This window comes from Streptomyces sp. NPDC056160, assembly GCF_042268205.1.
In the GTDB taxonomy this organism is placed as follows: Bacteria; Actinomycetota; Actinomycetes; order Streptomycetales; family Streptomycetaceae; genus Streptomyces.
On sequence record NZ_JBHJUW010000006.1, the window covers coordinates 1 to 25,435 of the forward strand.

The following is a 25,435-nucleotide window of genomic DNA, read 5'->3' on the forward strand; positions in this document are numbered from 1 at the left end:
ACGTGGCCACCGTGGTCGGGTGGATCCCGAGGTCCGCGCCCACCTGGGTGTTCGACAGCCCGTCAGCGCATGCGAGGACGATCCGGCACCGCAGCGCCAGAGCCTGCGCGGACGTTGCCCGCCGCGACCAGCGCACCAACGTCTCACGCTCGTCATCCGTCAGAACCACTTCGACCGTCGGCCGACCCATGCGCGCCATGAGCCCAGCATACTTCTACGGCTTTCCTAAGACTCGGGACACGAGGTTGTTGACGAGGATGTCGACCGCGGGCACGGCCTCCAGCACGGCGGCGGCGCCCCGCTCCGTCGCCAGGTCGCCCACGGCGCCAGTGACGTCGCCACCGCCCGAATCGGCCCGCACGGTGCGGACGGCCTCGGCGACGCGCTCCTCGCCGCGCCCGTTCACGGCGACGCGGGCGCCCGCGCGGGCGAGTCCCGTGGCGATGGCCTGGCCGATGCCCTGCGTGGAGCCGGTGACCAGGGCGGTGCGGCCGGAGAGATCGATCTGCATGAGGATTCCCCTCGTCGAGGTGGGGGAGTCGCCGTCGGTGTCCCAGTCCCGAAGACTCCGAGTCGCGAAGACTCCGAGTCCCGGAGCGCCCGGCCCGTCCGGCAAGGGCGGAGGGGCCGGGCGCTCCGGGCGGCCACGGCGGTCGCCTACGGGGCTTCAGGCTCCGTTACGGTCATCTCCCGTTCGTTGCCGGTCAGTTGAGGGTGTCAGGGTCCGGGCCGGTGCGCAGACCCCGGTCCAGACGAGCGAGGGCGTTCATGTCGGCGTCGGTGAGCTGGAAGCCGAAGACGTCGAGGTTCTGCCGGATGCGGTCGGGGGTGACGGACTTCGGGATCACGATGTTGCCGGTCTGCAGGTGCCAGCGCAGGACGACCTGCGCCGGGGTTACGCCATACGCCTCGGCGATTCCCACGATCGCCGCGTCACCGAGGACGGCTCCCTGGGCCAGCGGGCTCCAGGCCTCGGTGGCGATGCCGTGCTCGGCGTGGAAGGCGCGCAGCGCGGTCTGCTGGAGGCCGGGGTGCAGCTCCACCTGGTTGACCGCCGGGGTGACACCGGTGTGTTCCATGAGCCGCCGAAGGTGCGGGACCTGGAAGTTCGAGACGCCGATGGCGCGGGCACGCCCGTCGGCGAGGATCTTCTCCAACGCCTTGTAGGTCTCCACGTACAGGTCACGGGCCGGGGTCGGCCAGTGGACGAGGTAGAGGTCGACGTGGTCGAGGCCGAGCTTGTCCAGGGAGGCGTCGAAGGCGTGCAGGGTGCGGCCGCGGCCCTGGTCCGCGTTCCACAGCTTGGTCGTGACGAACAGCTCCTCGCGGGGGAGGCCGGCGGCCGCGATGGCCTTGCCGACGCCGCGCTCGTTGCCGTAGACCGCGGCGGTGTCGATGCTGCGGTAACCGGCCTCCAAGGCGTGGGTGACGGCGGCGGTGGTCTCCTCGTCGGGGACCTGGAAGACGCCGAAGCCCAGCTGCGGCATGGTCACGCCGTTGTTGAGCGTCACGTTCGGAACGGAAGTCATGAAGGGGCCTTTCTCGGGTGTTTCTGGTGGTGCGTTTTCGTGAGGTGTTCTGTCGGTGTGCTTCTGGTCGGTGTGTGTCTGGTGGTGTGTCGCGGGAGTCAGGAGCGGGCGGCGCCCGACACGGCGCCCGCGGGGGCCGCCCCACCGGCCCCGGCGCCGGACGCGACAGCCTCGCCAGGCTCCGCGGTCACGGCATTCCGGGCGGTCCCGGCAGTCCCCGCGGTGGTGGCGGCGCCCGCGGCGGTCCGCAGTTCCAGGCGGTGCGATACGACGGCCAGTGCCAGCGCGGCGGCGGCCAGGACGGCCCCTACGGCGTTGGGCGCGGCGTAGCCGAAGCCCGCCGAGATCACCAGGCCGCCGAGCCAGGCGGACAGGGCGTTGCCCAGGTTGAAGGCGCCGATGTTGGCCGCCGAGGCCAGTGTCGGCGCGCCGTGGGCGTGGTCCAGGACTCGCTTCTGCAGGGGCGGGACGGTGGCGAAGCCGAGGGCGCCGATGAGGAAGACGGCCACGACGGACGCGGTCTTGCCGGAGGCCAGGAAGGTGAACAGCAGCAGGACCAGTGCCAAGCCGCCCAGGGAGGTGTAGAGCAGGGGCATGAGCCTGCGGTCCGCGAAACGGCCGCCGACGAGGTTGCCCGTCACCATGCCCAGCCCGAACACGACCAGCAGCCAGGTGACGGAGGATTCCGCGAAGCCGCTGACCTGCGTCATCATCGGCGCGATGTAGGTGATCGCGGCGAACACGCCGCCGAAGCCGAGCACCGTCATGACCATGGCCAGAATGACCTGGGCGTTCCTGAACGCGGCGACCTCGTGCCGCAGCTGGACCCCGTCCGGCTTGGGGACGTCCGGTACGAGTCTGGCGACGCCGGCCAGTCCGAGCACGCCGAGGGCGGCGACGATGAGGAAGGTCACGCGCCAGCCGGCGCTCTGGCCGACGAGGGTGCCCAGCGGTACACCCACGACGTTGGCCACGGTCAGGCCGGTGAACATCATGGAGATGGCGCCGGCCTTCTTCTCCGGTGCCACCAGCTCGGCGGCGACGACGGAACCGATGCCGAAGAAGGCGCCGTGGGCCAGTGAGGCCACCACTCGGCCGATCAGCATGACGGCGAAGACGGGGGCGAGCGCGGAGATCAGGTTGCCGAGGATGAACAGGCCCATGAGCAGCATGAGCATGTTCTTGCGGGTGATCCTGGTGCCGAGGACGGTCATGATCGGTGCGCCGACCATGACCCCGAGGGCGTAGCCGGTGACCAGGAAACCGGCCGTCGGCACGGACACGCCGAGGTCCGCGCCGACCTGGGGCAGCAACCCCATGATGACGAATTCCGTGGTGCCGATTCCGAAGGCCCCCATGGCCAGGGCCAGGAGTGCGAGCGGCATGACGAGGGTCCTTTGCGTAGGTGAGGGGGAGGTGAGCTGGGGTGAGGGCGATGGGCGTGATCACGGCGTGGATTGCGCCAGCGCCTTACGTGCGTCGACAATAGTTGCATGCGACGGTTAATGGCAAGCGCGGGTATGATGAAGCCCGTGATGCGGCGGCAGGCGGCCCCTGCCGGCCGGTCCCACCGCTCGTACGAGCCGACCGAGGGAGTCGCCCCATGACCGCCACCGATCCGGCGCTGACCGCGCTGGCGCACAACTGGTCGGCGCTCTCGCTGCTGCACGGGCGGATCGAGGGCAGCGTCGAACGCGCGCTCCAGACCGCACACCGGTTGAGCGCACGCGAGTACTCGCTGCTGGACGTGCTGAGCCGCCAGCACGACGGCGAGGGCGGGCACCTGCAGATGCGGCAGGTCGCGGACTCGGTCGTCCTCAGCCAGAGCGCCACCACGCGGCTGGTGACCCGGCTGGAGGACCGCGGGCTGCTCTCGCGCTACCTGTGCCCCACCGACCGCCGCGGCATCTACACCGACGTCACCGACGCCGGCCTGCGCCTGCTGGAAGAGGCCAGGCCCACTCACGGCACGGCCCTGCGCAAGGCCCTCGACCGGGCCGCCGCCGATCCCGTGCTCGCGCCCTTGGTCCATGTCGTCCAGCCGTCACCACAGGCCGCTGACCTGCCGGTATGACCTACCCGTATGGCCTGCCGGTATGACATGCGGGTGTGAGCAGGCCAATGGCCTGCCGTCGCAGGCGAGGGGACGGCCGGCGCGCTCGGCGTTTCCTCTCATTGCCAAGTCCCGCGCCGCGAAACAATCATGGCCGCCATGGACCGACCGAGTCAGATCATCGAGTGCGGAGACCTCGTCCTGCGGCGCTGGCGGGGGCAGCGCGATGCCGCCCAGGCGTTCAAGTTGATCGAGGAGTCCGTGGACCACCTGCTCCCGTGGATGCCCTGGGTCGCCCGGCACAGTGAGGAGAGCACCCGGGACTTCCTGGCGAAGTCCGAGTCGAAGTGGGCGAGCGGCGAGACGTACAACTACGCCCTCGACCAGGGCGGCACGCTACGTCGGCATGTGCCAGGCCCACCGAGCGGCCGAGCCCCCGGGGTGGAGGCTGGGCTACTGACTCCACCCCGCCGCCGTCGGCCGGGGCATCGCCACGCGGGCGACGGGGGCCCTGGTGAACGAGCTGTTCGCCCTGCCGGACGTGGAGTTACGTGGAGATCACGCACGATCTGGCCAACACCAGCAGTGGTGCCGTGGCGCGCCGACTGGGGTTCACGGAGATCCGGCGCGAGCGGACACCACCGCCCGCAGCCCCCTCCGGCTGCGGCATCGACGTGGTCTGGCGGCTGAACCGACCCACACCGCCTCGCTCCGTGAGTACAGAGCCGGCGGGAGTGCCGTATGTCTCCTTGTCGTGCGGCTTCTTCGACACCCACCTGGCCGGCTGACCGGCCGCTGCGGGCCGCCCTCCGGCCGACGGCACCGGAGGGCCGACGGCATCGGAGGGCCGACGGCACCGGAGGGCCGCGGCGTCCGGTGCGCGGCGGGGTTCAGGCCGAGCGGGGGCAGATGGGCAGTGACCGGTCCGGTCCGGACCACCCGGAGCGCGCCTCGGTCAAGTCCGGGCGCGGAGCCTTTCGGCCGTCATCCCTTCGGCGCCCCGGGCGCGTTCCACAGTTCGGAGAGTTCCCCCCAGTGCGGCGCGGGGCCGGGCAGGACGCCGGGCTCGGTGGCGGCCTGGGTGCGGAGGCCGGCGAGGACCAGGTCCAGGTAACGCAGGTGCAGCGCGGTGGCGCGCTCGCCGGTGACGGGGATCCGCACGCTGAGGTGTTCGAGCAGCAGCGGTACGTCGGCGGACGTGAAATCGGTGCGCAGCACCCCGGCCCGGTGTGCGCTGCCCACCAGCTCCTCGAGCGCGGCACGCAACCGGTCCCGGGCAGCCGCGATCTCCTCCGTGGCCGGCAGCCGGCCGCCGACCAGGGGGAGGAGCGGGCCGGCACCACCCTGGGCCGACAACGCGTCCCGCAGGAAGCGGACGAAAGCCGCCCAGGGGCCCGGCTCCTCCGCGAGGGCCGTCCGCGCCTGGGCGACAAGCTGTTCCATCCCAGCGATCCGCATCCGCTGCGCCAGCAGCTCCTTGCTGGGGTAGCGGCGGTAGAGACTTCCCATGCCTATGCCGGCCCGCCGGGCGATCTCCGACACGGGGGCGTCCCAGCCGCGCTCGGCGAAGACCTCGCGTGCCGCTCGGAAGAGGCGGGCGTCGTTGCGGTCCGCCTCCCGCTGCCGGCCGCGCGGTTTGCCCGCGTGCGTGTCACCCATGACGCAGCATTCTCCCTTACGGGCGCGCCACGCCGTGCCCGCCGTCGACGGTGACGACCGAGCCGGTGATGAAGGCGGCGTCCTCCCCGACGAGCATCGCGATCGCCCGGGCCACGTCCTCCGGTTCCGCGACCCGCCCGAGCGGGGTGCCCTCCGCCAGCCGCCGCTGGAACTGGAGCGGCATGCCGGCGCTGGCCTCGGTGCGGACGAAGCCGGGCGCCACGACGTTGACGTTGACGCCGAGCGGGCCGGCCTCGTACGCGACGAAGCGGGCGAAGGTGTTCAGCGCCGCCTTGGCGGTGCCGTGCGCGGCCATGCCCACGGTGGGCGGCCCGTCGGCCACGGCACTGGACACGTACACGATCCGGCCCCCGCCCTGCGCCTCCATGATCGGCAGCGCCCGCTGGGTCAGGGTGTAGGCGGACGCCAGCTCGTCCGTCACCTTCGCGTGGAAGTCGTCCCAGGTGAGCCTGGAGATCGGGGTCGGTGTGAAGCGAGCACCGGCATTGCAGACGAGGACGTCCAGACGCCCGTCGACCGTGGCGCGCTCCAGCAGTTCCGCTGCCTGCCGGGGGTCGTGCACATCGGCCTGCACGGCCAGGGCTTCGCCGCCGTCGGCCTCGATCCGCTTGACCACCTGGTCGGCCGCCTCCCGGTTCGAGTGGTAGTTCACGGCCACGCGGTAACCGCGGACCGCCAGCTCACGAGAGGTGGCCGCGCCGATGCCCCGGCTGCCGCCGGTGACCAGCGCGGTCGGCTTGGTCGTCGCCTTCATGTGTGTCTCCTCCGTGCCGGTGAGCGGGTACGCCGTGCGGACCTTATCGGAGCGGAGCGCTCCGTTCAAAAGTGCCAGTCGTCCTGTACAACCAATGCCCGTGCGCCGTGGTCTGACGGAAGAGGCGCATGGAGCGCCTGTCCCCTGAGGAGGAACAGAACTTGCCTCACCCCCGTCCTGCCGCGCGACGGCTCGCCCTCGCCGTCACCGCCGTTCTCGCCGCCACCCTGGGCGCCACCAGCTTGACCGCCCCCGCGACCGCCGCCCCCGCGACCGCTACCCCTGCGGCCGCCGTTTCGGGGAGCGCCGCTTCGGGTGCCGAGGGCACCACGGCGGCCGGTGCGGCCGCGCAGTCCAACGTGGCTTTCCCGTCCCTCGTGGACATCGCCGGTGCCACCGCGACAGGCCTTCTGACCTGGGACAAGATGTCCCGTACCTACTCCTGGACGCGAACCTCGGACGGTTCCTCCACCAAGCTGCCGGGTATCGGTAACACGCTCGCCACCGGATCGGGTGACCTCGTGGCCCTTCAGGAGCCCGGCAAGGCCCTGCTCAGGGACATGTCCACCGGCCGGAACGTGCTGGAGGTCGACCTCGCGTCGCTCCCCGGCCACCAGTACGCGGGAGCCGCAGGCAATGCACTCTTCGTCGTCCTGGGCAACGCGGCCACAGGCCAGTCTCTCGAGATGCGTACCGAGGCCGGCGGCGCAACCGCGGTGACCGGGCTCCCGTCCGACGCCCGGGACATCACCGTCAAGGCGGGCACCCCCGTCCAGGCCCTGGTCACCTTCAGCACCGGTACTTCGGCCAGGCACTGGGGCTTCCTCGACCTCGCCACCGGCACGGTGACCGAAACCTACGACGTCCCCGCCGCCGCCGTGCACGGGGACGTCGCGGTGTCCGGAACACACCTCGCCTGGGTCGAGTACGACGATCCGCACCGTCCGGGGATCGCCGTCCGCACCCGCGGTACCGACACGATCCGGAGGTTCTCCGTGGGCGTGCCGTACACGAGCGACATCAAGGTCGGCCTGGTGGGCGACTGGCTGACGTACGGCGAAGGCCTGGACATCGGAACCGGCTCCCCTGACCCGCTGGACGCGTGGACCGCGTACAACCTGGCGGACGGGAGCACGCACAAGCTGCTCGACCACATGGTCTCGGCCGCCACCGCGCCCGACGGCACACAGTACGTCCGCGGCGGCACCGTCGCCCAGGGCGAGGGTGTCTACCGCGTCGCCCCGGGTACGAACGGAGTCCCGGCAGCGCGCATGGTGGCGAGCACCGGCGAGCCGACCAAACTCACTCTGGTCGGCCACGACATCCCCGCCGTGATCGACCTGGACCGCAACCGCGGCAGGGTGAAGATGAGTTGGCGGCTGTCCCGCAAGAACGCGGAGGTGACGGTCACCCTTCGTCACGTCCGGACGGGGAAGACCGATCGCACGTACCTCTCCTACCCGGATACGCCGGGCTTCGAGTTCGAGTGGGCGGGCGAGCTCGGCAACCGGTCCAGTGGGGGCAACGGCGACTACACGTGGGAGCTCAGCGCGCGGCCGACCAACGGCATCGGCCCGACCCTGACCGCCTCCGGCAAGTTCAAGGTCGTCCGCAAGCCCGCTCCGCACGACTACAACGACAACGGCTCCCCGGACGTCCTCGCGCGGGACTCCTCCGGTCGGCTGTGGCGCTCCGACACCTACTACGATCCGGACGTCGACGTCAGCGGCCACCTGTCGGAGCCGGAACACAAGCTGGTCGGCGGCGGCTGGAACGCCTACGACCAGATCGAGGCCGCCGGGAACGTCGGCGGCTCGACCGCCGGGGACCTCGTCGCCCGGGACACCCACGGCGTCCTGTGGCTCTACCTCGGCAAGGGCGACGGCACTTTCGCCGCCCGCACCAGGATCGGCGCCGGCTGGGGCGTCTACAACAAGATCACCGGGGGTGGAGACCTCGACAACGACGGCAAGGCCGCCCTCCTCGCCACCGACACCAGCGGCGCCCTGTGGTGGTACCGGGGCACCGGCAAGGCGGCCGCGCCCTACGCGGCACGCGTCAAGGTCGGTTCCGCCGGCTGGAACACCTACAACCAGATCACCGCCGTGGGCAACGTCGGCGGCTCGACCGCCGGGGACCTCGTCGCCCGGGACACCCACGGCGTCCTGTGGCTCTACCTCGGCAAGGGCGACGGCACCTTCGCCGCCCGCACCAGGATCGGCGGCGGCTGGGGAGCCTACGGCCAGATCGTCGGCATCGGCGACGGTGACCGGGACGGACGCCCCGACCTGTTCACGTACGGTCCCGGAAGCGAGACCTACTTCTACCCGGGCACCGGCGACTCGCACGCTCCCTTCCGAGCGCGCAGGCTCACCGGCCTGTTCTTCGCGGAACCGGGCTACAACTCCGTCGTGTGAGCGCGAGGGCGGCCGGGCGTGGAGCGGCACCATGCCCGGCCGCGCCGGGGGACTGTCAGTGGGGGCGCTTAGTCTTTCGTCGTGGCCGCGGTGCAGCGGGCCGGTCCGAACTCCCGGGAGTTTCGCGGTGCCTTGCGGGCCATCAGGGCGAGCACGGCGGGTGAGACGAGCGAGGGGCGGGACACCATGGGGTGGGTGGCGGCGGGCGACGACTACGAAATCGCCCTCGACCAAGGGCGGGTGGTGGCGCGGGCCGTGTCCGAGCCGTCCTCGGCGGCGGGGTCGCAGAGCCTGCCGGCGGAGCTACGGGACCGTCCCGAGGTGATCGAGCTGGAGCGGCTCGCCCAGTGGCTGGACCGGCACGCGGCCGACTGCGTGGCGCAGGTCGACACCTGGGTGGTGTCGTCCTTGCCGGTGCCGACCGTTCTGCTGGCTCGGGTGTGGCCCGACGAGGCATGGCGGTCGGCGCTGCGTGACCTCGTCGTGGTCGGCGGGCGTCCGGACGACGTCGGCTTCCTGCGGGACGCCGACGTCTCCGGCCACCTGCGGCTGCTGGCCCCGGACGGCGGGACCGTCGTCGTCCGCGCCCGCACCGTGACCATGCCGCACCCCATCCTCCTTTCCGACCTGGAGACCCTGCGGGCACGCGCCGGCGAACTGGGCGCCGTCCAGGGCGTCGAGCAGCTGGACCGTGCCGTGTGGCACAAGCCTGACGGGCTCGACCCCGAAGCCCGTGGCGTCACCGAGTTCGCGGGCGCCGAGTACAGCTCCTGGTTCCGCCTCTCCGCCCGTGCCACCGCCCTCGGTTACAAGGTCGCCGGGCAGTACGCCACCGACCGGATACGGGAGGCGGGGCGGGTCGTCACCGCGTCGGTCGCGATCGGCGACCCCTACACCGAGGAGCAGGCGTGGACCGGCGGCCTGGCCTGGGGCACTCGTCACGAGGACCGGATGCCGTTGGCCGACGTCGGCCCGGTGGCCTGGTCCGAGGGCATGCGCATGGCCGCCGCCCTGCACGCCGGGGGCCGTAGCGCGCCCGTGGACGACGACTCGGTGTGAACGGCGCGGCACCACGGCGCTCCCACGGACGTAACCCACCGTAGGCACGGCACGTACAGCACGCTCGGCACACACAACACGTACAGCACGCACGGAAGGCGCGTACCCATGAACGGCTCAGTCACCGAGGACGGAGCGACGGCGGAGGCGGCAGCACAGGCGCAGGCGGAGGAGCTGCTGCGGGCCGGTGCCGTACTGCCATCCGGAGCCGCCACCGCGGGCGCCCGCGCCGTGCCGATGCTCACCCAGGCCTTCCGTCATCCCGCCCTGGACGACCGGATCGTCGTACGCCTGGTCGCCGCGGAGCCCGCCGAGGACCCCGGCACCGGATTCCTCGGCCTGGAACCCGAAGGCGAGGCGGTCGAGGTCGGTCTCGGGCGGCCCCGCGCCCTCGGCTTCCCGGAATGGGTGCTGGTGCACCACCCCTCGGACGGGCACCTGGCGATGTCCGTCACCGAGGAGATGGACCGGATCGCACGGACCGCGCAGTCCAGGCCGAAGAAGGCACGCGCAGCCTACGAGGCGATCGGCGAACGCCTCGCCGGTGCGGTACCGCACTTCCTGCCGACCTTCTACGAGCAGGCGGGCCGGGTCTTCCTCGCCGCCGACGAGACGACGTACGCGTCCCTGATGTTCGTCAACGCCCGCAAGGCCGAGACGGCGTACGCGCTGCCGTTCGACGAGGAGCGCATGGACGCGGTCTTCCTGGAGTTCTCCCTGGCCGAGGCCGTGCCGACGAAGATGCTTTCCAGCTATGCCAAGGGCCTGTCGTCCCGGGTCCCGCCACAGACGGCGTTCCGGCACCTGCGCCGGCTCTTCGTCCGGCTCGCGCAACACGGGCTGGCTCCGTCGAGTCCGGGCGCGGGTGACCTGCGCCGGTTGGCGAAGGAGACCGCGGGCAAGGACGCCCTCGCCGAGGAGATCGCCCATCTGCGCGAGATGCTGGTACAGCCCGGCACACAGAAGGCGCCGCCCGGCTGGTGGAAGGCCCACCGGCGGGCGTTGCTGGAGCTGACCCGCGAGGAGCCCGCTTTCCGCGGGGTTTTGCTGGGGCTGATGCCCTCGGGCTGGGAGAGGGAGGAACTGCCCCAGTGGCTGGACTTGTTGGAGAGGTCCGGTGCCGCCGCCGGGCTGTGCGACACCGCGCTGCCCGCCGACGTGCGTCCGCCCGACGGCGCCTCCGGCTGGGTCCGCAGACTCCTGCCGCTGGTGGGGTCGCACACGCCGGCCGAGGTGCATCCCCTCATCGAGCGCATGGCCGGCGCACTGCGCACCGAACTCCGCCCCGAGCCGGGCGACGATCCGCACTCCGAACCGGGCGACGATCCGCGCTCCGAACCGGGCGTGGAGCCGGGTCCCGAACGGGGCGGGGGGTCGGGCGTCGATCCGAGCCCCGGGCCCTCCCCCTGCGCGGACCCTCTGCCGGCCGTCCATGACGTGAACCTCCTCGACCAGTTGCTGGCCCTCGGCATACCGGTGGCGGACCCCCCGCCCCGGCACTCCCTCTCCCTGGACCGGTGGGCCGTCGACGAGAACCGGCGCGACCTCCGCGCGCTGGAGACCGACCCCCGCTTCCGGCGGGCGTTCCGGCGCAGTTGCCCCGGGTACCGGGGGAAGGACGACGTACGGACCCTCACGGCGTTGGCCGAATCCCCCGGCGGACGCCCGATGCTCGCCGAATGGACGGGCGAGGTCGCCCGCAAGTACCTGCCCGTGGAACTCGCCGGGTTCGCCGCCCCGTACGACCGGCCGCTCGACCCGCTCGACTGGCTGCCGGGCGAAACCCTGGCGCTCGCCGAGGACGCGGTGCGCGAGGCACTGAGCACCGGCCTGGCCCCGGCGCTCACCCGCGCCCTGCGGTCGGGCATCATCGACGAACTGGGCTGGCCCGCCTGGGAGGAAGCCGTCGCGGCAGCCGGTGCGCCGTACCCGGCAGGCCGCATCCACGTCAGCGACGCCTGGCCCCACCTCGTCGTCCTGGCCGGCAAACAGGCCCGCGTGATCGACGCGCAGGGCACCGTGCACACGCACGAACTGCGTCTGCCGCCCGAGGTGACGGACCAGCCCTCGGTCTGGGGTCTGCGAGCCGTCGGCTGCCGCTACGTCGACGGGGAGCTGTTCGTCTGGTGGAGCCCGCCCTGGCCCGCCGACAAGCAGGGCTACTGGGAGCGCAGCGCCCCGGTGCCGTTCCCGGCCGATCCTGAAGCCGTCCGCTGCGACTCCATGCGGGAGTACGGCCGGCACCTGCCCTCCGTCGCCCTTCCGCTTCCCGAGGGCGGGGTCACCACCGGGGCGGGGGTGCTGCGCCCGGGGGACACCGTCGTTCCCGAGCAACGGCACGTGGTCAGCGACGGGACGACCTACTGGGTGCGGGCCGGCGAGTGGTACACGTACGACCCGCTCACGGGCACGCGCGGCGAACCGGGCATGCCGGACTGGTTCGCCGAGGGCCTGCGCGACGCACCGCCGCACAGCACCCTCGCGAGGAACAGCCGGCTGCTGCCCGCTCCGCACGCCGAGCCCGGCCCGCTGTGCGCGCCGGTCGGCGGCCTGATCGGCTGGCGGGTGGTGGAACAGCCCGACGGCTCCCTGCACGGCGAGGACCTGGCCGGACGCTCGGTCGTCGTGCGCCAGACGGGATCCCACCGGGTCACCCGGGAACTGTGGCACGCGCTGGAGTTCCCCGGTTCCGACCGGCCGCTGGCGGTGGTCCAGGACGGCGCCCCCATCAGCCTGTTCGACGCGGACGGCACGCTGATGGCCCAGTTCCCGGAGGGCACCCCCGCCTCGACGGAGCAGAGCCGCAGGGCAGGCTTCTCCGCGGGCACCGCGCTGCTGCCGCCCCTGCGCTACTGGCACCTGCTCCAGCCGCGCGACCCGCAGGGCTCCGCGGCGCTCCGCCGGCTCGACGAGGGCACGGCGGCGGCACTCCTGGCGGCAGCCGTGGCGGAACCGCGACCGGACGAAGCCGGGCTGGGCGACGACGCGGACCCGCGGGCGGCCGGGACGCCGGTCGGAACCGGCGGCCCCGGCCACCTGTCCGACCTGATCCGTACGTTGCTCCCGCAGGTCACCCATGAGGCACTGCGCGCGGGCATCGCCGGGGTCGTGCGGCTCGCCGCCGACTGGCAGCGCACCCTGGACGCGGTGCTCGCCCGCCTGGACACGGCTGTGGGCGGCGCCGGGGGGCAGGCCGGAACGGAAGGGGAACAGGCGGCCCCGGAGCGGACCCCGGGGGAGGAGAACGCCGGGCAGGAGCAGCCCCCCGGCCCCGCCGCCGGCCTCGGCGCCACCTCCGGCTCCGGCCCTGCCGCGTCCGCCGGTGCCACCTCCGACTCCAGCCCCACCGCCGACCCCGGAGCCAACTCCTCCCCCAGCCCCAGCCCCAGCCCCACCGCCACCGCCACCCTCGGCCCAAGCCCGAGTCCCCGCCCCGCCCCACCCGCAGCCCCCGCTCCGGGCGACGCCACGCTCGCCGCCGCGCTGGACGGCCTCGGGCTGCTGGGCACGTTCATGGGCCGCGGCGTCTACTACAACCTGCACCACCACCTCGTAGACGCCATGCGGCTGGTCGGCCGGTCACGGCGCGGCCACGGCGAGCCGGTCCCGCCCGGTCACGTGCACGTCTCCTTGCCCAGGTCGGAGCCGTTGGACCACCTGAACTGGTGGGGCCTGGCCACACTCCCCGCCACCCTCGCGCTGCGGGCCGCCTCGGCGGCCACCTCGGACAGCGACCGGACCGTGCTGGACGCCTACCTGGCGGAACTGGACGCCCAGAACCTCTCCGCACCCGACCCCCGCCAGTGGCGCCGCGCCCGGCTGCGCCTGGCCGACGACCTGTTCGAGGGCCCCGACGCCCTGCCGGCCGTCCCGTCCACGACAGCCCTGCTCGACCTGGAGGACGGCGCGTTCCTCCTCTTCCCCGGCCGGCGGTACAGCTTCCCCGACCGGCCGCCGCTGCCCGCGACGGAGGGCAGGGAGTTCGACGTGATCCACCACGATCCGCGGGGCCTGTTCCACGTGCCCGCTCCCTACACCCTCGTGCACACCGGACCGTTCAGCGCCGGACCGGCGCGTGCGCCCGGCTGGCTCGCGGCCTTCCGGGCCGAACTCGCCGAACGCGGCCCGGCGCCGTGGCGCCCGGAGGCCGCAGAGGAGTTCGCCCGGCTCACCGGCGTCACGCCGACCATGGGCCGGCTGGTGGCCGCCGGACTGCCCATGATCGACGACGAGCGCGAGCCCGTACCCACCGCCACTGTGAAGGTCATCGGCGTGAAGGCGGCCGACGCGCAGATCGCCAAGAACCTCCTGAAGGCCGTCGACGGCGACGCGCGCCGGGCGGTCGTGGCGGCACTCCTGCCCGCCGACCCCTCCCGGCTGTGGACGCACGGCCCCGACACGACCGCCGCGGCCGAGGTCTGGAACGAGCGGGTGGGCCGGCGCAGCCCCCTGCCCGAGGACGTGCTCCACGACACGGTCCGCACCGTGTCCCCCTCGTGGTGGGAGCCGTACGAGGCGCTGCACGGCTTCCTCCACCCGGAGCGCGAACCGAAGCTGACCCACGACCTGCAATGGGGCATGACCGGTTACGGCGCTCCGTCGGCCCGCGGCCGCGGCTTCGACTCCGACGCGCTCAAGGGCGCGGTGGCCCTGTCCGCCTGGCTCGCCCACCGCCTCCCCTCCGGGGACCCGCTGCGCGCCACCCTCCCCGGGGTACTGGCCGCGGTACGCGAGCGACTGGCCCACCCGGGCCTGCTCATCCGGATGCACAGGTGGAACGGCCTGGACGACCTCCGCCGCAACCTCGGCGAGCCCACGGAGACCGGCGAGAACTTCGAACGCTACGGCGCGGTCGTCCTGAGCACCCGGGTCCTGAACACGGAGACCCGGCCGGTGCACCCCGCCGTCCGTCCGGTGCTGCTCGACGAGTCCGGCGGCGACCCGCACCTGCCGCTCCTGTTCCCCGAGGAGGGCCCGACCGCCGAACAGACCGCTCTGCGCCTCGCCCATGACGAGCGGTTCGCCCTCCTGCTCGCCGACCCCGGCGAACCGGCGGCGGGCGGGCGCGACGAGGAGGGCCTGTGGTGGCCGCAGAACCCCGCCCTGTCCGTACCCGACCTGGTCACCGACGCGGCCGGACGGTACGGCATCAGTGAGGACGCGGCCGTTCTCCACCTGATGCTGCTCGCCATGCCGGACCCGACCGACCAGAACACCGCCCGCTGGACCGGATGGGCGAAGCAGCGAGGCGGGGCGGCCCGGCTCCGCGCCGCCCGCGCCGAACTCGGCGCGACCGACCTCGTGGTGCAGGGCACCCGCACCAGAGCCGGACGGTCCCTGTTCCTGCCCGGTGCCTGGCAGGCCCTCGCCAAGCCCCACACACCGCTGGAACGGTGGAAACTGCCGCTGTACGACCTCCTCCACGGGGAGCAGGCCGCGCTCGGCGTCGTCGTCCCCACCCAGCCCGTCGCGGACCTCTACCGGCAGGCCTGGCAGCGGGTCCTGGACGGGGACGGACCCCGTCTGGAGGAGATCGCCGTACCGCGCCCGCGCAGCCGCCGCTGAGCCGGGGGCGGGGCGGGGCGGCCGTCGTCCCACGAACGGCCACCTCGCCGGTCCGCCCGCCCGCCACCCCGCAGGTCCGCCCGCCCGCCCGGCCGCCGGCTCGCCGGCCGGACCTGCGGGCGGACCTGCGGGCGGGCGCGTCAGTTGAACGCGAACTGCTGACCGGGGGCCGTCGCGTCGCAGTCCCTCAGTTCGAGCCGGGTCCCGTTCACGGGAGTGGCGCCGGGGTCGGACAGGCAGCGGCCGGAGGCCACGTTCCTGACCGTGCCGTCGGCCTGCTGCTGCCAGCGCTGGGCCGGTGCGGCATCGCAGTCACCCAGTTCGATCCCGGTCCCGTTCGCCGTGCCCGAACCCTGCGGCGTCATGCACCGGCCGAGAGTGCGGAGCGAGCCGTCGCCGAGATTGCGCGTCCACTGCTGGTCACGGGCGGCGGCGCCGCCCAGCGGCAGAGTGCGGCAGTCCCAGACCTGGACGGCCGCGTGGTTGCCGCCGACGTCGTCGCCCGAGACGTCCACACACTTGCCCCCGTGGTGCAGCGGGGTCGTGGTGATGAACCGCTGCGACGCCTCGCCCCGGCACGCGGCGAGACGGAGCGCGGGCCGACGGTCATGGCCCGGCACGGTCAGGCAGCGCCCTGTGCCGACGTTGCGGACACCGCCGTCCGGCTGCGGTTTCCACTGCTGGCCGGCCGCGCCGGTGCAGTCGGCCAGTACGACGTCCTCGGCGTCCCCCGTCGCCAGGCAGCGGCCCAGCGCGGTGAACGCGGCGGTGCCGAAGTCCGACGCCACCCAGTGCTCGTCGGCCGCCATCGTGTGGCAGGTGCCCGCTCCGACCGGCGTGCCCGCCACGGCGTCGTCACGGCCCGCGGCCGCCAGGCACCGGCCCTCCGGTGTCATGATCGGTGCGCCTGTGCCCGGGCCGGTGGAATCGGCCTGGTAGTGCTGCGCGGCGATGTCTGCCTGGACGAGGGCGTCGGCGGCGGCGCCGGAGTACCCGGCCGTCATCACACCCTCGAAGAAGGAACCGATCCCGCGATTGCTGTTGTCACCGCCGGTGCCGAGCACGATGGAGCCCTCCAACCGCATCGGTGTGTACCGTGCCGAGGGCAGGGGGCCTTCGTACCAGGTGGACAGGGAGCCGCGCTGTGCGTCGGCGCCCTTCAGGGCGAACCGGTCGGTGCCGTTGTTCTTCAGCAGGGCGGTGACGAACTTGCCGGCGTCGCCCTGGTTGCCGCGGTAGGTGCCGGTGCCGCCCTGAAAGACCCCGTTCTCCAGGTCCGCCTGCACCCATGGTCCGGTGCCGGTGGCGCCGGCGCCGTTCATGTACGAGATGTTGACCGCGTCCATGTGGCCTTCACCGGTGTCCTCCGGCCTGGTCTCCACGTTGCCGAAGTCCGAGCAGCAGTCGTCGTTGACGTTGGTTCCGCTGGCGACCTCGTACATCGACTCCGGCTGCGCCCCGCGAGCCGTTCCGGTCGTGACGACGCTGGAGCGCCGGTAGCCGGTCTTCTTGGGCTGGTAGAGGCCGTAGGCCCGGTGGCCGGCGATCGAGACGGGCAGGGCGTCGGCCACCGCGCCGGAGTTCTGCGGCCCTGCCGTGCCGGGGCCCGCGACGGTCAGGTCGTTGTGGCGCGCGGTCTGGTCGTAGACGATGCTCACCGTGCAGGTGGTGCCGGCGCAGAAGGCGTCCTGGGTCGCGGCGTCGGCGTAACCCCCGCGGCTGAGCAGGCCGACGTCGTGTGTGGCGTCGTTGTCGGAGCGCTGGACCTGGTAAAGGGGACCGTCGTAGCCGCGCAACAGCGCGCGAGTGGTGCTGAACGCGGCGACGCAGGGTGTCTTCGCGTCGGCGTAGATGTCGCACGGCCCGCCGTGACCGCGGCCGCGGGCAGGGTCCGCGCCGGCCCGGCCGGCGGCCGGCACCGTCGATGCCGCCGCCAGGATCAGAAGGATCGCGAAGAGCAGGACCGGGACCGGCCGGCGTGCTCGTGAACGGGCTGGAGGAGCGGCCATGGTCGTGTCCGATCTGTGTCGTTGACTGTCTCGTCGACTGCGTTGTCGACGAGGTGGAACGGGCGAGGTGGAACGGACGAGGTGGAACGGCCGACGGGCCGGCAGCCGACGCGGCCGTCCCGGACGTGACACGCGCCCAGGTACGGCCGCCGTGTCCCGACCCCGCGCCCCCCGGGGGTGTCAGCGGGCGCGGGGCCGAGCGAGGATCTCCCGCAGTCGCGCCAGCGGGATCTTCGGCTCGCGCTCGGTGGCGGCTCAGGTGTGTGACCGGTCGGCGGCGGCTGAGGTCTGCCGCCGGTCGGCGGCGGAGCGCAGGTCCACGACGGTGGCGGCGAACGCCAGCGGTCCGGGCAGCAGAGGCAGCAGCAGCGGTATCGCCCAGGCGAGCAGGGCGGCGAGCAGTGCGGCGCCGCCCAGCAGGAGCGTGCCGCGCGGGTCGGCGGCCGAGCGGACCAGGGCCTCGCGCGCGGACAGGCCGTGCGGGGCTTCGAGGGCGGTGGCCCGCAGCCCCACGACCGCCACACCCAGGGCGAGCAGCGGCAGAGCGGGTGCCATGACGCCGGCTCCGGGCAGCGCGCTGTGCACCAGGGCGGCGTCGAGGAGCAGCACCAGGACGAGCAGGGGCGGGAGCAGACCGGCGGTCAGCGAGCCCGCGGACAGATGTGTGCGCAGGTGACGGAGGTAGGCGCCGAGCGTGGCCTGCACACCGGTGTCGATGGTTTTCCTGAGGGTCGCCGAGGCCGCCGAGAACGCGGCCGGGACGGTGACCACGGGGAGACAGGCGAGCGTGGTCAGCAGGCCGACCAGCAGCATGTCGGCGAAGAGGGAGAAGCCAGGGCCGAACACCTCTTTGGGCTCTCGGCGGTCGGTGGGCGCGGGTGTGTGGGTCACGGCGGCTCAGCCCTTCAGCCCGGAGGTGGCCATGCCCTGTACCAGGTAGCGCTGGAAGACGAAGAAGAACAGCACGATCGGCAGCACCGAGATCACGGACATCGCGAACATCGGTCCGTACGCGGAGGTGCTGGACTGGTCGACGAAGCTGCGCAGGGCCAGCGTGATGGTGAACTTCTCCGGGGCGAACAGGTAGATCATCTGCGTGAAGAAGTCGTTCCAGGTCCAGATGAACGTGAAGATGGCCGTGGTGATCAGCGCGGGCCGGCTCAGCGGCAGCGTGATCGCCCAGTACGTGCGGAACGCGCCGCAGCCGTCGATGCGCGCCGACTCCTCCAGCTCACGCGGCAGCCCGCGCATGAACTGCACGATGAGGAAGACGAAGAACGCCTCCGTGGCGAGGAACTTGGGCAGGATCAGCGGCCAGTACGTGTCCACCAGGCCCAGCCGGTTGAAGATGATGTACTGCGGGATCAGCACCACGTGGTGGGGCAGCATCAGCGTCGCCACCATGAAGGCGAACATCCCCTTGCGCATGCGGAAGCGCAGCCGGGCGAAGGCGTAGGCGGCCAGCGAGCAGGACAGGACGTTGCCGACGACGGCGCCCGCGGCGATGAGGAAGGTGTTGCCCAGCAGCCGGCTGACGGACACGCCGGACACCCCGTCCAGGGCGGTCGTGTAGTTGGACCACTGGAGGTGGCCGGGCCACAGGTCGAGGCTGGTCACCACCTCGTCGGCGGGCTTGACCGAGGTGGCGAGCAGCCAGGCCAGGGGGTACAGCAGGACGAGCAGGGCCACCGCCGCGATCGTGTGCGGCACCCAGCGCTTGCCGGAGAGGTTCATCGTCCCTCCTCGTCCGCGTAGAAGACCCAGGACCGGGAAGTCCTGAACAGGATCAGGGTGATGACACCGACGGCGATCAGCAGCAGCCACGCCATCGCCGCGGCGTAGCCCATGTGCGAGGCGGTGAAACCGCGTTCGTAGAGGTACAGCGTGTAGAAGAGGGTCGAGTCGGCCGGGCCGCCGTCGCCGCCGCTGATGGCGAAGGCGGGTGTGAACACCTGGAAGGACTGGATCATCTCCAGGACCAGGTTGAAGAAGACGACCGGGGACAGCATCGGCACGGTGACGGAGACGAACTGCCGCCACCGGCCCGCGCCGTCCAGCGCCGCCGCCTCGTAGAGTTCGGGCGAGATCTGCTGCAGCCCCGCCAGGAAGATCACCATGGGGGCGCCGAACTGCCACACCGTCAGCAGGACGACCACGTACACCGCGAGGTGGGGATCGCCGATCCAGCCGCCGGCGTGGATGCCGACCGCGTCCAGGACGTGCGGGACGGAACCGCCGTCGTTGAACAGCGCCCGCCACACCAGGGCGATCGACATGCTGGCCCCGAGCAGGGAGGGCGCGTAGAAGGCGGAGCGGTAGAAGGCGCGGCCGCGGCCGAGGTTCTTCAGCAGCATCGCCACCGCGAGGGCGAACGCCAGCTTCAGCGGTACGGCGATCACCACGTAGAGGAGTGTGGTGCCGACCGAGCGCCAGTAGCGCGGGTCCTCGGTGAGCATCTCGGTGTAGTTGCGCAGGCCCACCCAGTGCGGGGGGTCGAACAGGTTGTAGTCGGTGAACGACAGGTACAGCGACACCGCCATCGGCACCAGTGTCAGGACGACCGCGCCGATCATCCACGGGGACAGGAACACGTAGGCGGGCCACTGCTGTTCACGCCGTCGGCGGCGGCGCCCGGCGGGTGGGTGCGATGCGGTCGTCCCTCGGGGGCGCACCGGCGCCCCGGTCGTCGTCGTACTCATGACCGCAGCTCCCGGTCGGCCTCGTCGATGAGTTCGCGCGCCGCCTGCCGGGGGGTGGTCAGGCCGAACATCACGCGCTGGTAGGCGCGCCCGAAGGCGATCTGGATCGGGACGTCACCGCGCGGCGGTGCGGTCGGCGGCGCGTCCAGCCCGTACTTCTCCATCTTCTGGGCGTACTCGTAGATCTCCAGCTCCGGCCCCTTGAGGGTCTTGGCGATCCGGGCGGCGACGACCCGGTTGGGCGGGGTGGACCGGGTGAAGCCGAGGATGTCGCCGGCCCGTGTGTCGTTGAGCAGGAAGTCCACCAGCGCGATCGCCTCCTTGGGATGTCTCGTGTGGGCCCCGACGCCCAGGAGCATCGATGGTTTGAAGTACGCGCCCTGCCGCCCGCCGGTCGTGGGCACCGGCGCGAAGTGGACGTTGTCGCCGAGCAGCGCCGGATATCCGGGGAACGGCGCGTCCCAGGTGAAGTCGGCGGCCGCGAGACGGCGGCCCATGGGACTGGTCTCGGTGGTCTTGGCCTGTGCCGAGTCCTCGGCTTGGGCGATGGCGCCCTCCCTGCGGAGTGTGTCGCAGAACGTCCAGAACCCGGCGAGGTCGTCCTCGGTGAACCCGAGGTGGGTCTGGTCGGCGTAGAGACGGCCGCCGCGGCTGCGCAGCCAGTCCTCGAAGACGTCCTCGTTGCCGCCGCCGTCGTTGGCGCCCGTGAAGGGGCGCCCGTCGGGAGACGTGAGCCTCAGCGCGGCGATCCTCCTGTTGGCCTGCGCCCAGTCCTGCCAGGTCCAGCCCGGCCCGGGGGTGGGGACGCCCGCCTTGCGGTAGACGGAGGCGTCGTAGGCGTAGCCGGTGATGCCGCGCCCCATCGGCACTGCGTACTGCTCGCCCCGGTAGCTGCCGGTGCGCACGAGCCCCGGGTCCATCTCGGAGGTCCGGATCGCGCCCTTCTCGACGGCCTCGCCCAACGACAGCAGCGCTCCGCCGCCCGCGTACTGGGAGATCTGCCGGTAGTCGAGCTGGGCGACATCGGGGATGCCGCCGCCCGCCGCCTGGGTGGCCAGCTTCTGCTTGTAGGCCCCGAACTCCGCGTTCGAGGTGCGGACCGTGATCCCGGGGTGCTCCTTCTCGAAGAGCCGCACGGCCTTGTCGGTACGTGCGGCCCGGTCGTCGTTGCCCCACCAGGAGAACGTGAGGGTGACGCCGCCGCCGGTACTGCCGCTCGCGGTGGAACAACTGGAGAGGGTGGCCGTCAGCGCGGTACTGAGGCCGAGGGCGGCCGAGGCCAGGACGGCCCGGCGGCGCAGGAGTGGGCGCTCACCGCTTCGGGGCTCGGGCATGGGGGCCTTCCGGATGGGGGAGGGGGCGGTGCGGAGTACTGCCTGGCTGGGTGTGCCGTCAGATGCCGGGGTAGACGTCGAGCCGGCCGCACATGCCGAAGCGACCGCGGGCCGCGGGCCCGGTCGCGGCGACCGTGCCCCGGGTCAGATGGCTCGCGTCTCCCGCGCACAGCGCGTCGAGCTGGGCGGCGGTGGCCGCCGCGGCGGCGTGCGCACCGTCGCGCCAGCGCTCCCGCCATTCCGCCAGGCGGGGCCGCACCAGCGCGGCGGCGGCCCGCTGGAAGGCCGCGAGCGGCCCGGGGTCCCCCGCCTCCGTGGCCGTGCGCAGCTCCAGGAACCGGCGGGTCGCCAAGTCCCTCCGTGCGCGGACGACTTGCTCCTGCCGCTCCTCGGGTACGTCGGTGGGAACACGCACCGCGTCGGCGTACGTCCCGGCGTCCGCGAGGAGGTCCTGGGGCAGGGTCAGCACGGCGTCCCCCGCCTCCGGCAGGCCGCTGTTCTGCATCACGACGGTGATCTCCAGGCCCCCGTCGTTCGTCAGGCGGTGGATCGTGCCGGGGGTGAACCAGGCGACGGTGCCCGGCTCCAGGGGCGTCTCCCGGTAGCCGGAGGTGGTCAGCGTCTGGACCGTTCCCCGGCCCGCCGTCACCACGTACCCCTCGCCGCAGGTCAGGTGCAGGTGCGGGGTGCCGCCTCCAGGGCGGCCGTCGACGGTGGGCCAGTCGTACACCCGGAGCCTGGACACACCGACGGCCGCCGGGAAACCGTCGTACGCCGCGCTCACCACGCGTGTCCCCGCAGGTGTGCGGTGACCCGGTCGCGGTCCCAGGCGCCGTCGGCGACGGTCACCCGGTAGCTGCGGGCGAGGGTGTCGCCCGGGGGGAGGACGAGTTCGTCGTGGAAGGCCCAGGAGGGGGCGACCGCGGCGAACGGGTCACTGCGCACGAACCAGTGCGCGGGATGCGTCCCCTTCGCGCCCGTGTGGTCGTTGCCCGGTGCGTGTTCGAAGATCACGGTGGCATGGCCGTCGCGGCCGTCGTGCTCGCCGGCATAGGCGAGCCAGTCGGCCTGGGCGCCCATGAGGTCGCCGCCGTCGGCCTCGGCGGTGAAGGTGCGCCCGTCGCGGAAGGCCCGCGGTCCGCGCCAGAACAGGCCCGTGTAGCCGGCCGCCGGCCGGCCGTGCGTGGTGGGGCTGCCGAAGCGCAGCGGCTCGGCACGCCGGTTGGTGACGGCCGACGTCCAGGTCAGCGACCAGCTTCCCGCCTCGGCGTCGACGGCGGACGCCTCGACGCGCCGCTCCTCCTCGGCCCACAGCTCACCGTCGTACGGGTGCCAGGTCAGGCGTTCGGCGATGACGGCGCTGTCGCCCGTGGCTGAGACCTCCTCGAAGGCCGTGTGCGCCATCGAGCCGACCCTCTCGGGGAGGGCGAGATACCCCTCGCCGTGGACATATGTGTTGCCTCCCCACAGGTTCTGGCCCGACAGGTGGGAGGCGGTCAGCTGGAGTCCCTTGTGCCACCGGTGGTCGTTGGGGCGGTAGTCGGTGACCACGGCGCCGGAGAGGGTGCGGATCGGGTGCAGGTAGGGCTTGGGCGCTTCCCACGGCGCTTCGGGGCGGTACACGTAGGTGAACAGCTCGGTGCCGGTGGCCCGGTGGGTCACGGTGATGCGATCGCCGTGGGTGTGGGTCAGGGTGAGCGTCATGCGGGTGTCTTCTCCTCGCGGGAAGCGGTGGGCGCCCAGCCGGGGGCACCGCCGTGCAACTGTGTGTAGTAGGGGTCGCCGGGGCCGATGCCGCCCGCGCGGACGGTCGCGTCGGTGAACGCGGACTTGTACAGGGCGGTGACGAACTCGAGCGTCTGCCGGCCGCCGCTGCCGCTGGTGGGGTGGCGCCGGCCGGCCCGGATGTCGGCGACGAGCGCGCGCAGTTGGGCCAGGTGCGAACTGGGCACGTCGGCGCCGAAGTCGCGCCAGGCGGCCACGGTCTCCTCGGGGACGCCGGGAGCGGGGGTGATGCGCCAGTCGGCGTTGCGGTAGCCGTACAGGTGGGTCACCTCGATGGTCGCTCGCTCGCAGTCGATGCGGATCCGGCTGACCTCGTCGGGACTCAGCACACTGTTGACCACCGTGGCCAGGGCACCGCCGGCGAACCGGACCTGTGCGGTGGAGACGTCCTCGGTCTCCACGTCGTGCACGAGACGGGCTGCCATGGCGCGCACCTCGGTCCACGGGCCCATCAGGTCCAGCAGCAGGTCCGTCTGGTGGATGCCGTGCCCCATGGCGGGCCCACCGCCCTCGGTCGCCCAGCGGCCCCGCCAGGGAACGGCGTAGTAGGCGGCGTCGCGGTACCAGGTGGTCTGGCAGTGCGCGACCAGCGGCCGGCCGAACGCGCCCTCGCGCAGCAGGCGCCGCACGTGGCGCGCGCCCGAGCCGAAGCGGTGCTGGAAGACGATCGAGGCGTACGGGTCCGTGTCACCGCCCTTCTCCGCGGCCTCGATCGCGTCGTAGTCGGCCAGCGAGGGGCACGGCGGCTTCTCGCACCACACCCAGGCACCGGCCCGCAGCGCGGTCACGGCCTGCTCCCGGTGCACGGCGGGCGGCGTGCACAGCACCACGAGGTCGGGGCGTACGTCCGCCAGCATGACGTCGAGGTCCGTCGACCGGTACGGGATCGCGAAGTCGTCGGCGAAGGCACGCACCGCGTCGGCGTCGGCGTCGACCGCCGCGACCACCTCCGTCTCGTTCCGTGCGGCTGTCGTCAGCAGGGCGGGCAGATGAGCGGAGCGCGCGATCCCTCCGGTGCCGACCACTGCGGTGCGCAGGGGGATGGGCGAACGATGCGCAGACATGCGGTCCCTCTCGTGAGACGGTCAGCGGTCCATCCGGTGAAGGAAGCGACGGATCGGCAAGCGCTTGCTATCGGTTCCAACGTTGTAACAGCGGGGCATCCACAGGGTCAACCCCTCGTCAGGTAACGTCTGCGGAGCCCATGGTGGCGGCCAGGAGTGCCGACACCCCATGATCTGTGGGCAAGATGAGCGAAGGGGTACGGACGGTGGCAGCGGTGACGCTCAAGGACGTGGCGGAGCGCGCGGGGGTGTCGATCAAGACCGTTTCCAACGTTGTACGCGACGCCCCCAAGGTCTCCCCGGCGACGCGGGAGCGGGTGATGCGCGCGGTGCGCGAACTCGGCTACCGGCCCAATCCGTCGGCACGCCGGCTGCGTACGGGGCGCAGCGGCCTGATCGCGCTCGCCGTACCGGAGCTGACCATCCCCTACTTCGCGGAACTCGCCCATCACATCCGTACGGAAGCCACCGCACTGGGCCTGACCGTCCTCATCGAGGAGACCCTCAAGGACCCGGCGGAGGAACTGCGCCTGGCCACGGGCGTCGGCGCCTCACTGCTGGACGGCGTGATCCTCTCGCCGCTGCACGTCACCACCACCGAACTGGCGCCGGTCGCCGACGCGTTCCCCCTGGTCCTGCTCGGCGAGCGCAGCTACGAACGGGACCACGTCGTGTCCGACCACGTCCTCATCGACAACGTCGCCGCGGCCCGTGACGCCACCGCGCACCTGGCCGGCCTGGGACGCACCCGCCTCGCCGCCATCGGCGCGGACCGCAAGGGTTCGGCCACCAGCCGCCAGCGCCTGGAGGGCTTCCAACTGGCCCTGCACGCGGCCGGGCTGCCCTTCGACCCCCGACTCGCCCCGCCCGTCGCGGAGTTCGACCGCGGCGACGGCCTCCTGGCGATGAGGTCCCTGCTCGAACTGCCCGCCGGGCTGCGCCCCGACGCCGTCTTCTGCTTCAGCGACCTGCTGGCCATCGGCGCCCAGCGGGCCGTGCACGAGGCGGGCCTGAGCATCCCCGGTGACATCGCGCTGGCGGGCATCGACGGCTCGCAGGAGGGGCTGTACAGCACGCCGTCCCTCACGACCGTGGTCCCCGACAAGGCCGCCATCGCCTCCCTGGCAGTGCGGTGCCTCGCGGCCCGCATCCGCTCGCAGGAGCCCCTGCCGTTCGAGGTGCACGTCGCGCCGCACCGGCTGGAGGTGCGGGAGTCCACGGTCGAGCAGCGGCGGCCGTTGTCCCCGTGAGGGACGCCCACGGCAGGTCGGTGGCGCCGGGTGGGAATCCAGGAAGGCTCGCGCGCAGGGTCTCGGTAGTGCGGAACGCGGCGATCGACTGTACGGACGCCTGCGGGCCGGCCCGGTTCTGGAGCGGGGTGACCGGCAGCCCACCGCATCCGGGGGGACGAACCGGACGTTCCGCCAGGCGCGGGTGCTGCCGGCGGAAGGGCCGGCGCTGGTACTTCAGCCAGGTGTCTCGCCGAC

At 72.6% G+C, this 25,435-nt stretch carries 19 protein-coding genes and 1 pseudogene; 6 read left to right on the forward strand and 14 right to left on the reverse strand.

What is annotated here, in order from left to right:
* The 4 genes and pseudogenes from ACFC02_RS03490 to ACFC02_RS03505 all read right to left on the reverse strand — a co-directional run.
* Positions 1–199, reverse strand: a 199-nt coding sequence (locus ACFC02_RS03490; protein ID WP_376351518.1) for a helix-turn-helix domain-containing protein, incomplete at its 3' end; no start/stop codon positions are given.
* 42 nt (positions 200–241) lie between these two features.
* Positions 242–511 (reverse strand): annotated as a pseudogene (locus ACFC02_RS03495) (SDR family NAD(P)-dependent oxidoreductase); the annotation flags it as partial.
* 193 nt (positions 512–704) lie between these two features.
* Positions 705–1,529, reverse strand: coding sequence for an aldo/keto reductase (locus ACFC02_RS03500; protein ID WP_376351521.1), 825 nt, complete (start codon positions 1,527–1,529; stop codon positions 705–707).
* Positions 1,530–1,627: 98 nt separating this feature from the next.
* Positions 1,628–2,914, reverse strand: coding sequence for an MFS transporter (locus ACFC02_RS03505; protein ID WP_376351524.1), 1,287 nt, complete (start codon positions 2,912–2,914; stop codon positions 1,628–1,630).
* Positions 2,915–3,132: 218 nt separating this feature from the next.
* On the opposite strand from ACFC02_RS03505, the gene ACFC02_RS03510 reads away from it, so the two are divergent.
* Together ACFC02_RS03510 and ACFC02_RS03515 are read left to right on the forward strand one after the other, a co-directional pair.
* On the forward strand, positions 3,133–3,603 hold the full coding sequence (locus tag ACFC02_RS03510) for a MarR family winged helix-turn-helix transcriptional regulator (RefSeq protein ID WP_376351527.1): 471 nt from the start codon (positions 3,133–3,135) through the stop codon (positions 3,601–3,603).
* Between the two features lie 530 nt (positions 3,604–4,133).
* On the forward strand, positions 4,134–4,370 hold the full coding sequence (locus ACFC02_RS03515) for a hypothetical protein (RefSeq protein ID WP_376351530.1): 237 nt from the start codon (positions 4,134–4,136) through the stop codon (positions 4,368–4,370).
* A 196-nt stretch (positions 4,371–4,566) separates the two neighbouring features.
* On the opposite strand, the gene ACFC02_RS03520 is transcribed toward ACFC02_RS03515, so the two are convergent.
* Positions 4,567–5,241 carry a TetR/AcrR family transcriptional regulator gene (locus tag ACFC02_RS03520; protein ID WP_376351532.1) on the reverse strand — a complete coding sequence of 225 codons (675 nt, stop codon included), beginning with the start codon at positions 5,239–5,241 and terminating at the stop codon, positions 4,567–4,569.
* Between the two features lie 16 nt (positions 5,242–5,257).
* Positions 5,258–6,016, reverse strand: coding sequence for an SDR family oxidoreductase (locus tag ACFC02_RS03525; protein WP_376351534.1), 759 nt, complete (start codon positions 6,014–6,016; stop codon positions 5,258–5,260).
* 161 nt (positions 6,017–6,177) lie between these two features.
* On the opposite strand from ACFC02_RS03525, the gene ACFC02_RS03530 reads away from it, so the two are divergent.
* The 3 genes from ACFC02_RS03530 to ACFC02_RS03540 all read left to right on the forward strand — a co-directional run bounded on the left by ACFC02_RS03530 (position 6,178) and on the right by ACFC02_RS03540 (position 15,057).
* Entirely contained in the window at positions 6,178–8,433 is a 2,256-nt protein-coding gene (locus ACFC02_RS03530; protein WP_376351537.1) for an FG-GAP repeat domain-containing protein, read from the forward strand.
* 186 nt (positions 8,434–8,619) lie between these two features.
* A complete protein-coding gene (locus ACFC02_RS03535; RefSeq protein WP_376351798.1) occupies positions 8,620–9,492 on the forward strand; it encodes a DUF4132 domain-containing protein in 873 nt (290 codons plus the stop codon).
* 108 nt (positions 9,493–9,600) lie between these two features.
* Entirely contained in the window at positions 9,601–15,057 is a 5,457-nt protein-coding gene (locus tag ACFC02_RS03540; protein WP_376351539.1) for a DNA-binding protein, read from the forward strand.
* A gap of 140 nt (positions 15,058–15,197) precedes the next feature.
* On the opposite strand, the gene ACFC02_RS03545 is transcribed toward ACFC02_RS03540, so the two are convergent.
* The 8 genes from ACFC02_RS03545 to ACFC02_RS03580 all read right to left on the reverse strand — a co-directional run bounded on the left by ACFC02_RS03545 (position 15,198) and on the right by ACFC02_RS03580 (position 23,948).
* A complete protein-coding gene (locus ACFC02_RS03545; protein ID WP_376351542.1) occupies positions 15,198–17,066 on the reverse strand; it encodes an arabinofuranosidase catalytic domain-containing protein in 1,869 nt (622 codons plus the stop codon).
* A 255-nt stretch (positions 17,067–17,321) separates the two neighbouring features.
* Positions 17,322–17,957, reverse strand: coding sequence for a hypothetical protein (locus tag ACFC02_RS03550; protein ID WP_376351545.1), 636 nt, complete (start codon positions 17,955–17,957; stop codon positions 17,322–17,324).
* Positions 17,958–17,963: 6 nt separating this feature from the next.
* The gene (locus tag ACFC02_RS03555) at positions 17,964–18,800 is read right to left on the reverse strand and encodes a carbohydrate ABC transporter permease (RefSeq protein ID WP_376351547.1); all 837 of its coding nucleotides are present in this window, start codon (positions 18,798–18,800) and stop codon (positions 17,964–17,966) included.
* Positions 18,797–19,765, reverse strand: a complete 969-nt coding sequence (locus ACFC02_RS03560) for a carbohydrate ABC transporter permease (protein WP_376351550.1) — start codon at positions 19,763–19,765, stop codon at positions 18,797–18,799. The genes ACFC02_RS03555 and ACFC02_RS03560 overlap by 4 nt, the downstream gene beginning before the upstream one ends.
* Positions 19,762–21,099, reverse strand: coding sequence for an ABC transporter substrate-binding protein (locus tag ACFC02_RS03565; protein WP_376351552.1), 1,338 nt, complete (start codon positions 21,097–21,099; stop codon positions 19,762–19,764). The genes ACFC02_RS03560 and ACFC02_RS03565 overlap by 4 nt, the downstream gene beginning before the upstream one ends.
* Before the next feature lie 58 nt (positions 21,100–21,157).
* Positions 21,158–21,883: a cupin domain-containing protein gene (locus ACFC02_RS03570; protein WP_376351554.1), complete on the reverse strand. Its 726-nt coding sequence runs from the start codon at positions 21,881–21,883 to the stop codon at positions 21,158–21,160.
* Positions 21,880–22,803: a PmoA family protein gene (locus tag ACFC02_RS03575; RefSeq protein WP_376351557.1), complete on the reverse strand. Its 924-nt coding sequence runs from the start codon at positions 22,801–22,803 to the stop codon at positions 21,880–21,882. The genes ACFC02_RS03570 and ACFC02_RS03575 overlap by 4 nt, the downstream gene beginning before the upstream one ends.
* Entirely contained in the window at positions 22,800–23,948 is a 1,149-nt protein-coding gene (locus ACFC02_RS03580) for a Gfo/Idh/MocA family protein (RefSeq protein WP_376351559.1), read from the reverse strand. The genes ACFC02_RS03575 and ACFC02_RS03580 overlap by 4 nt, the downstream gene beginning before the upstream one ends.
* Positions 23,949–24,154: 206 nt before the next feature.
* Here ACFC02_RS03580 and ACFC02_RS03585 point away from each other — a divergent pair, with 206 nt between their 5' ends.
* On the forward strand, positions 24,155–25,198 hold the full coding sequence (locus ACFC02_RS03585; protein WP_376351562.1) for a LacI family DNA-binding transcriptional regulator: 1,044 nt from the start codon (positions 24,155–24,157) through the stop codon (positions 25,196–25,198).
* The last annotated feature ends 237 nt before the right edge of the window (positions 25,199–25,435 follow it).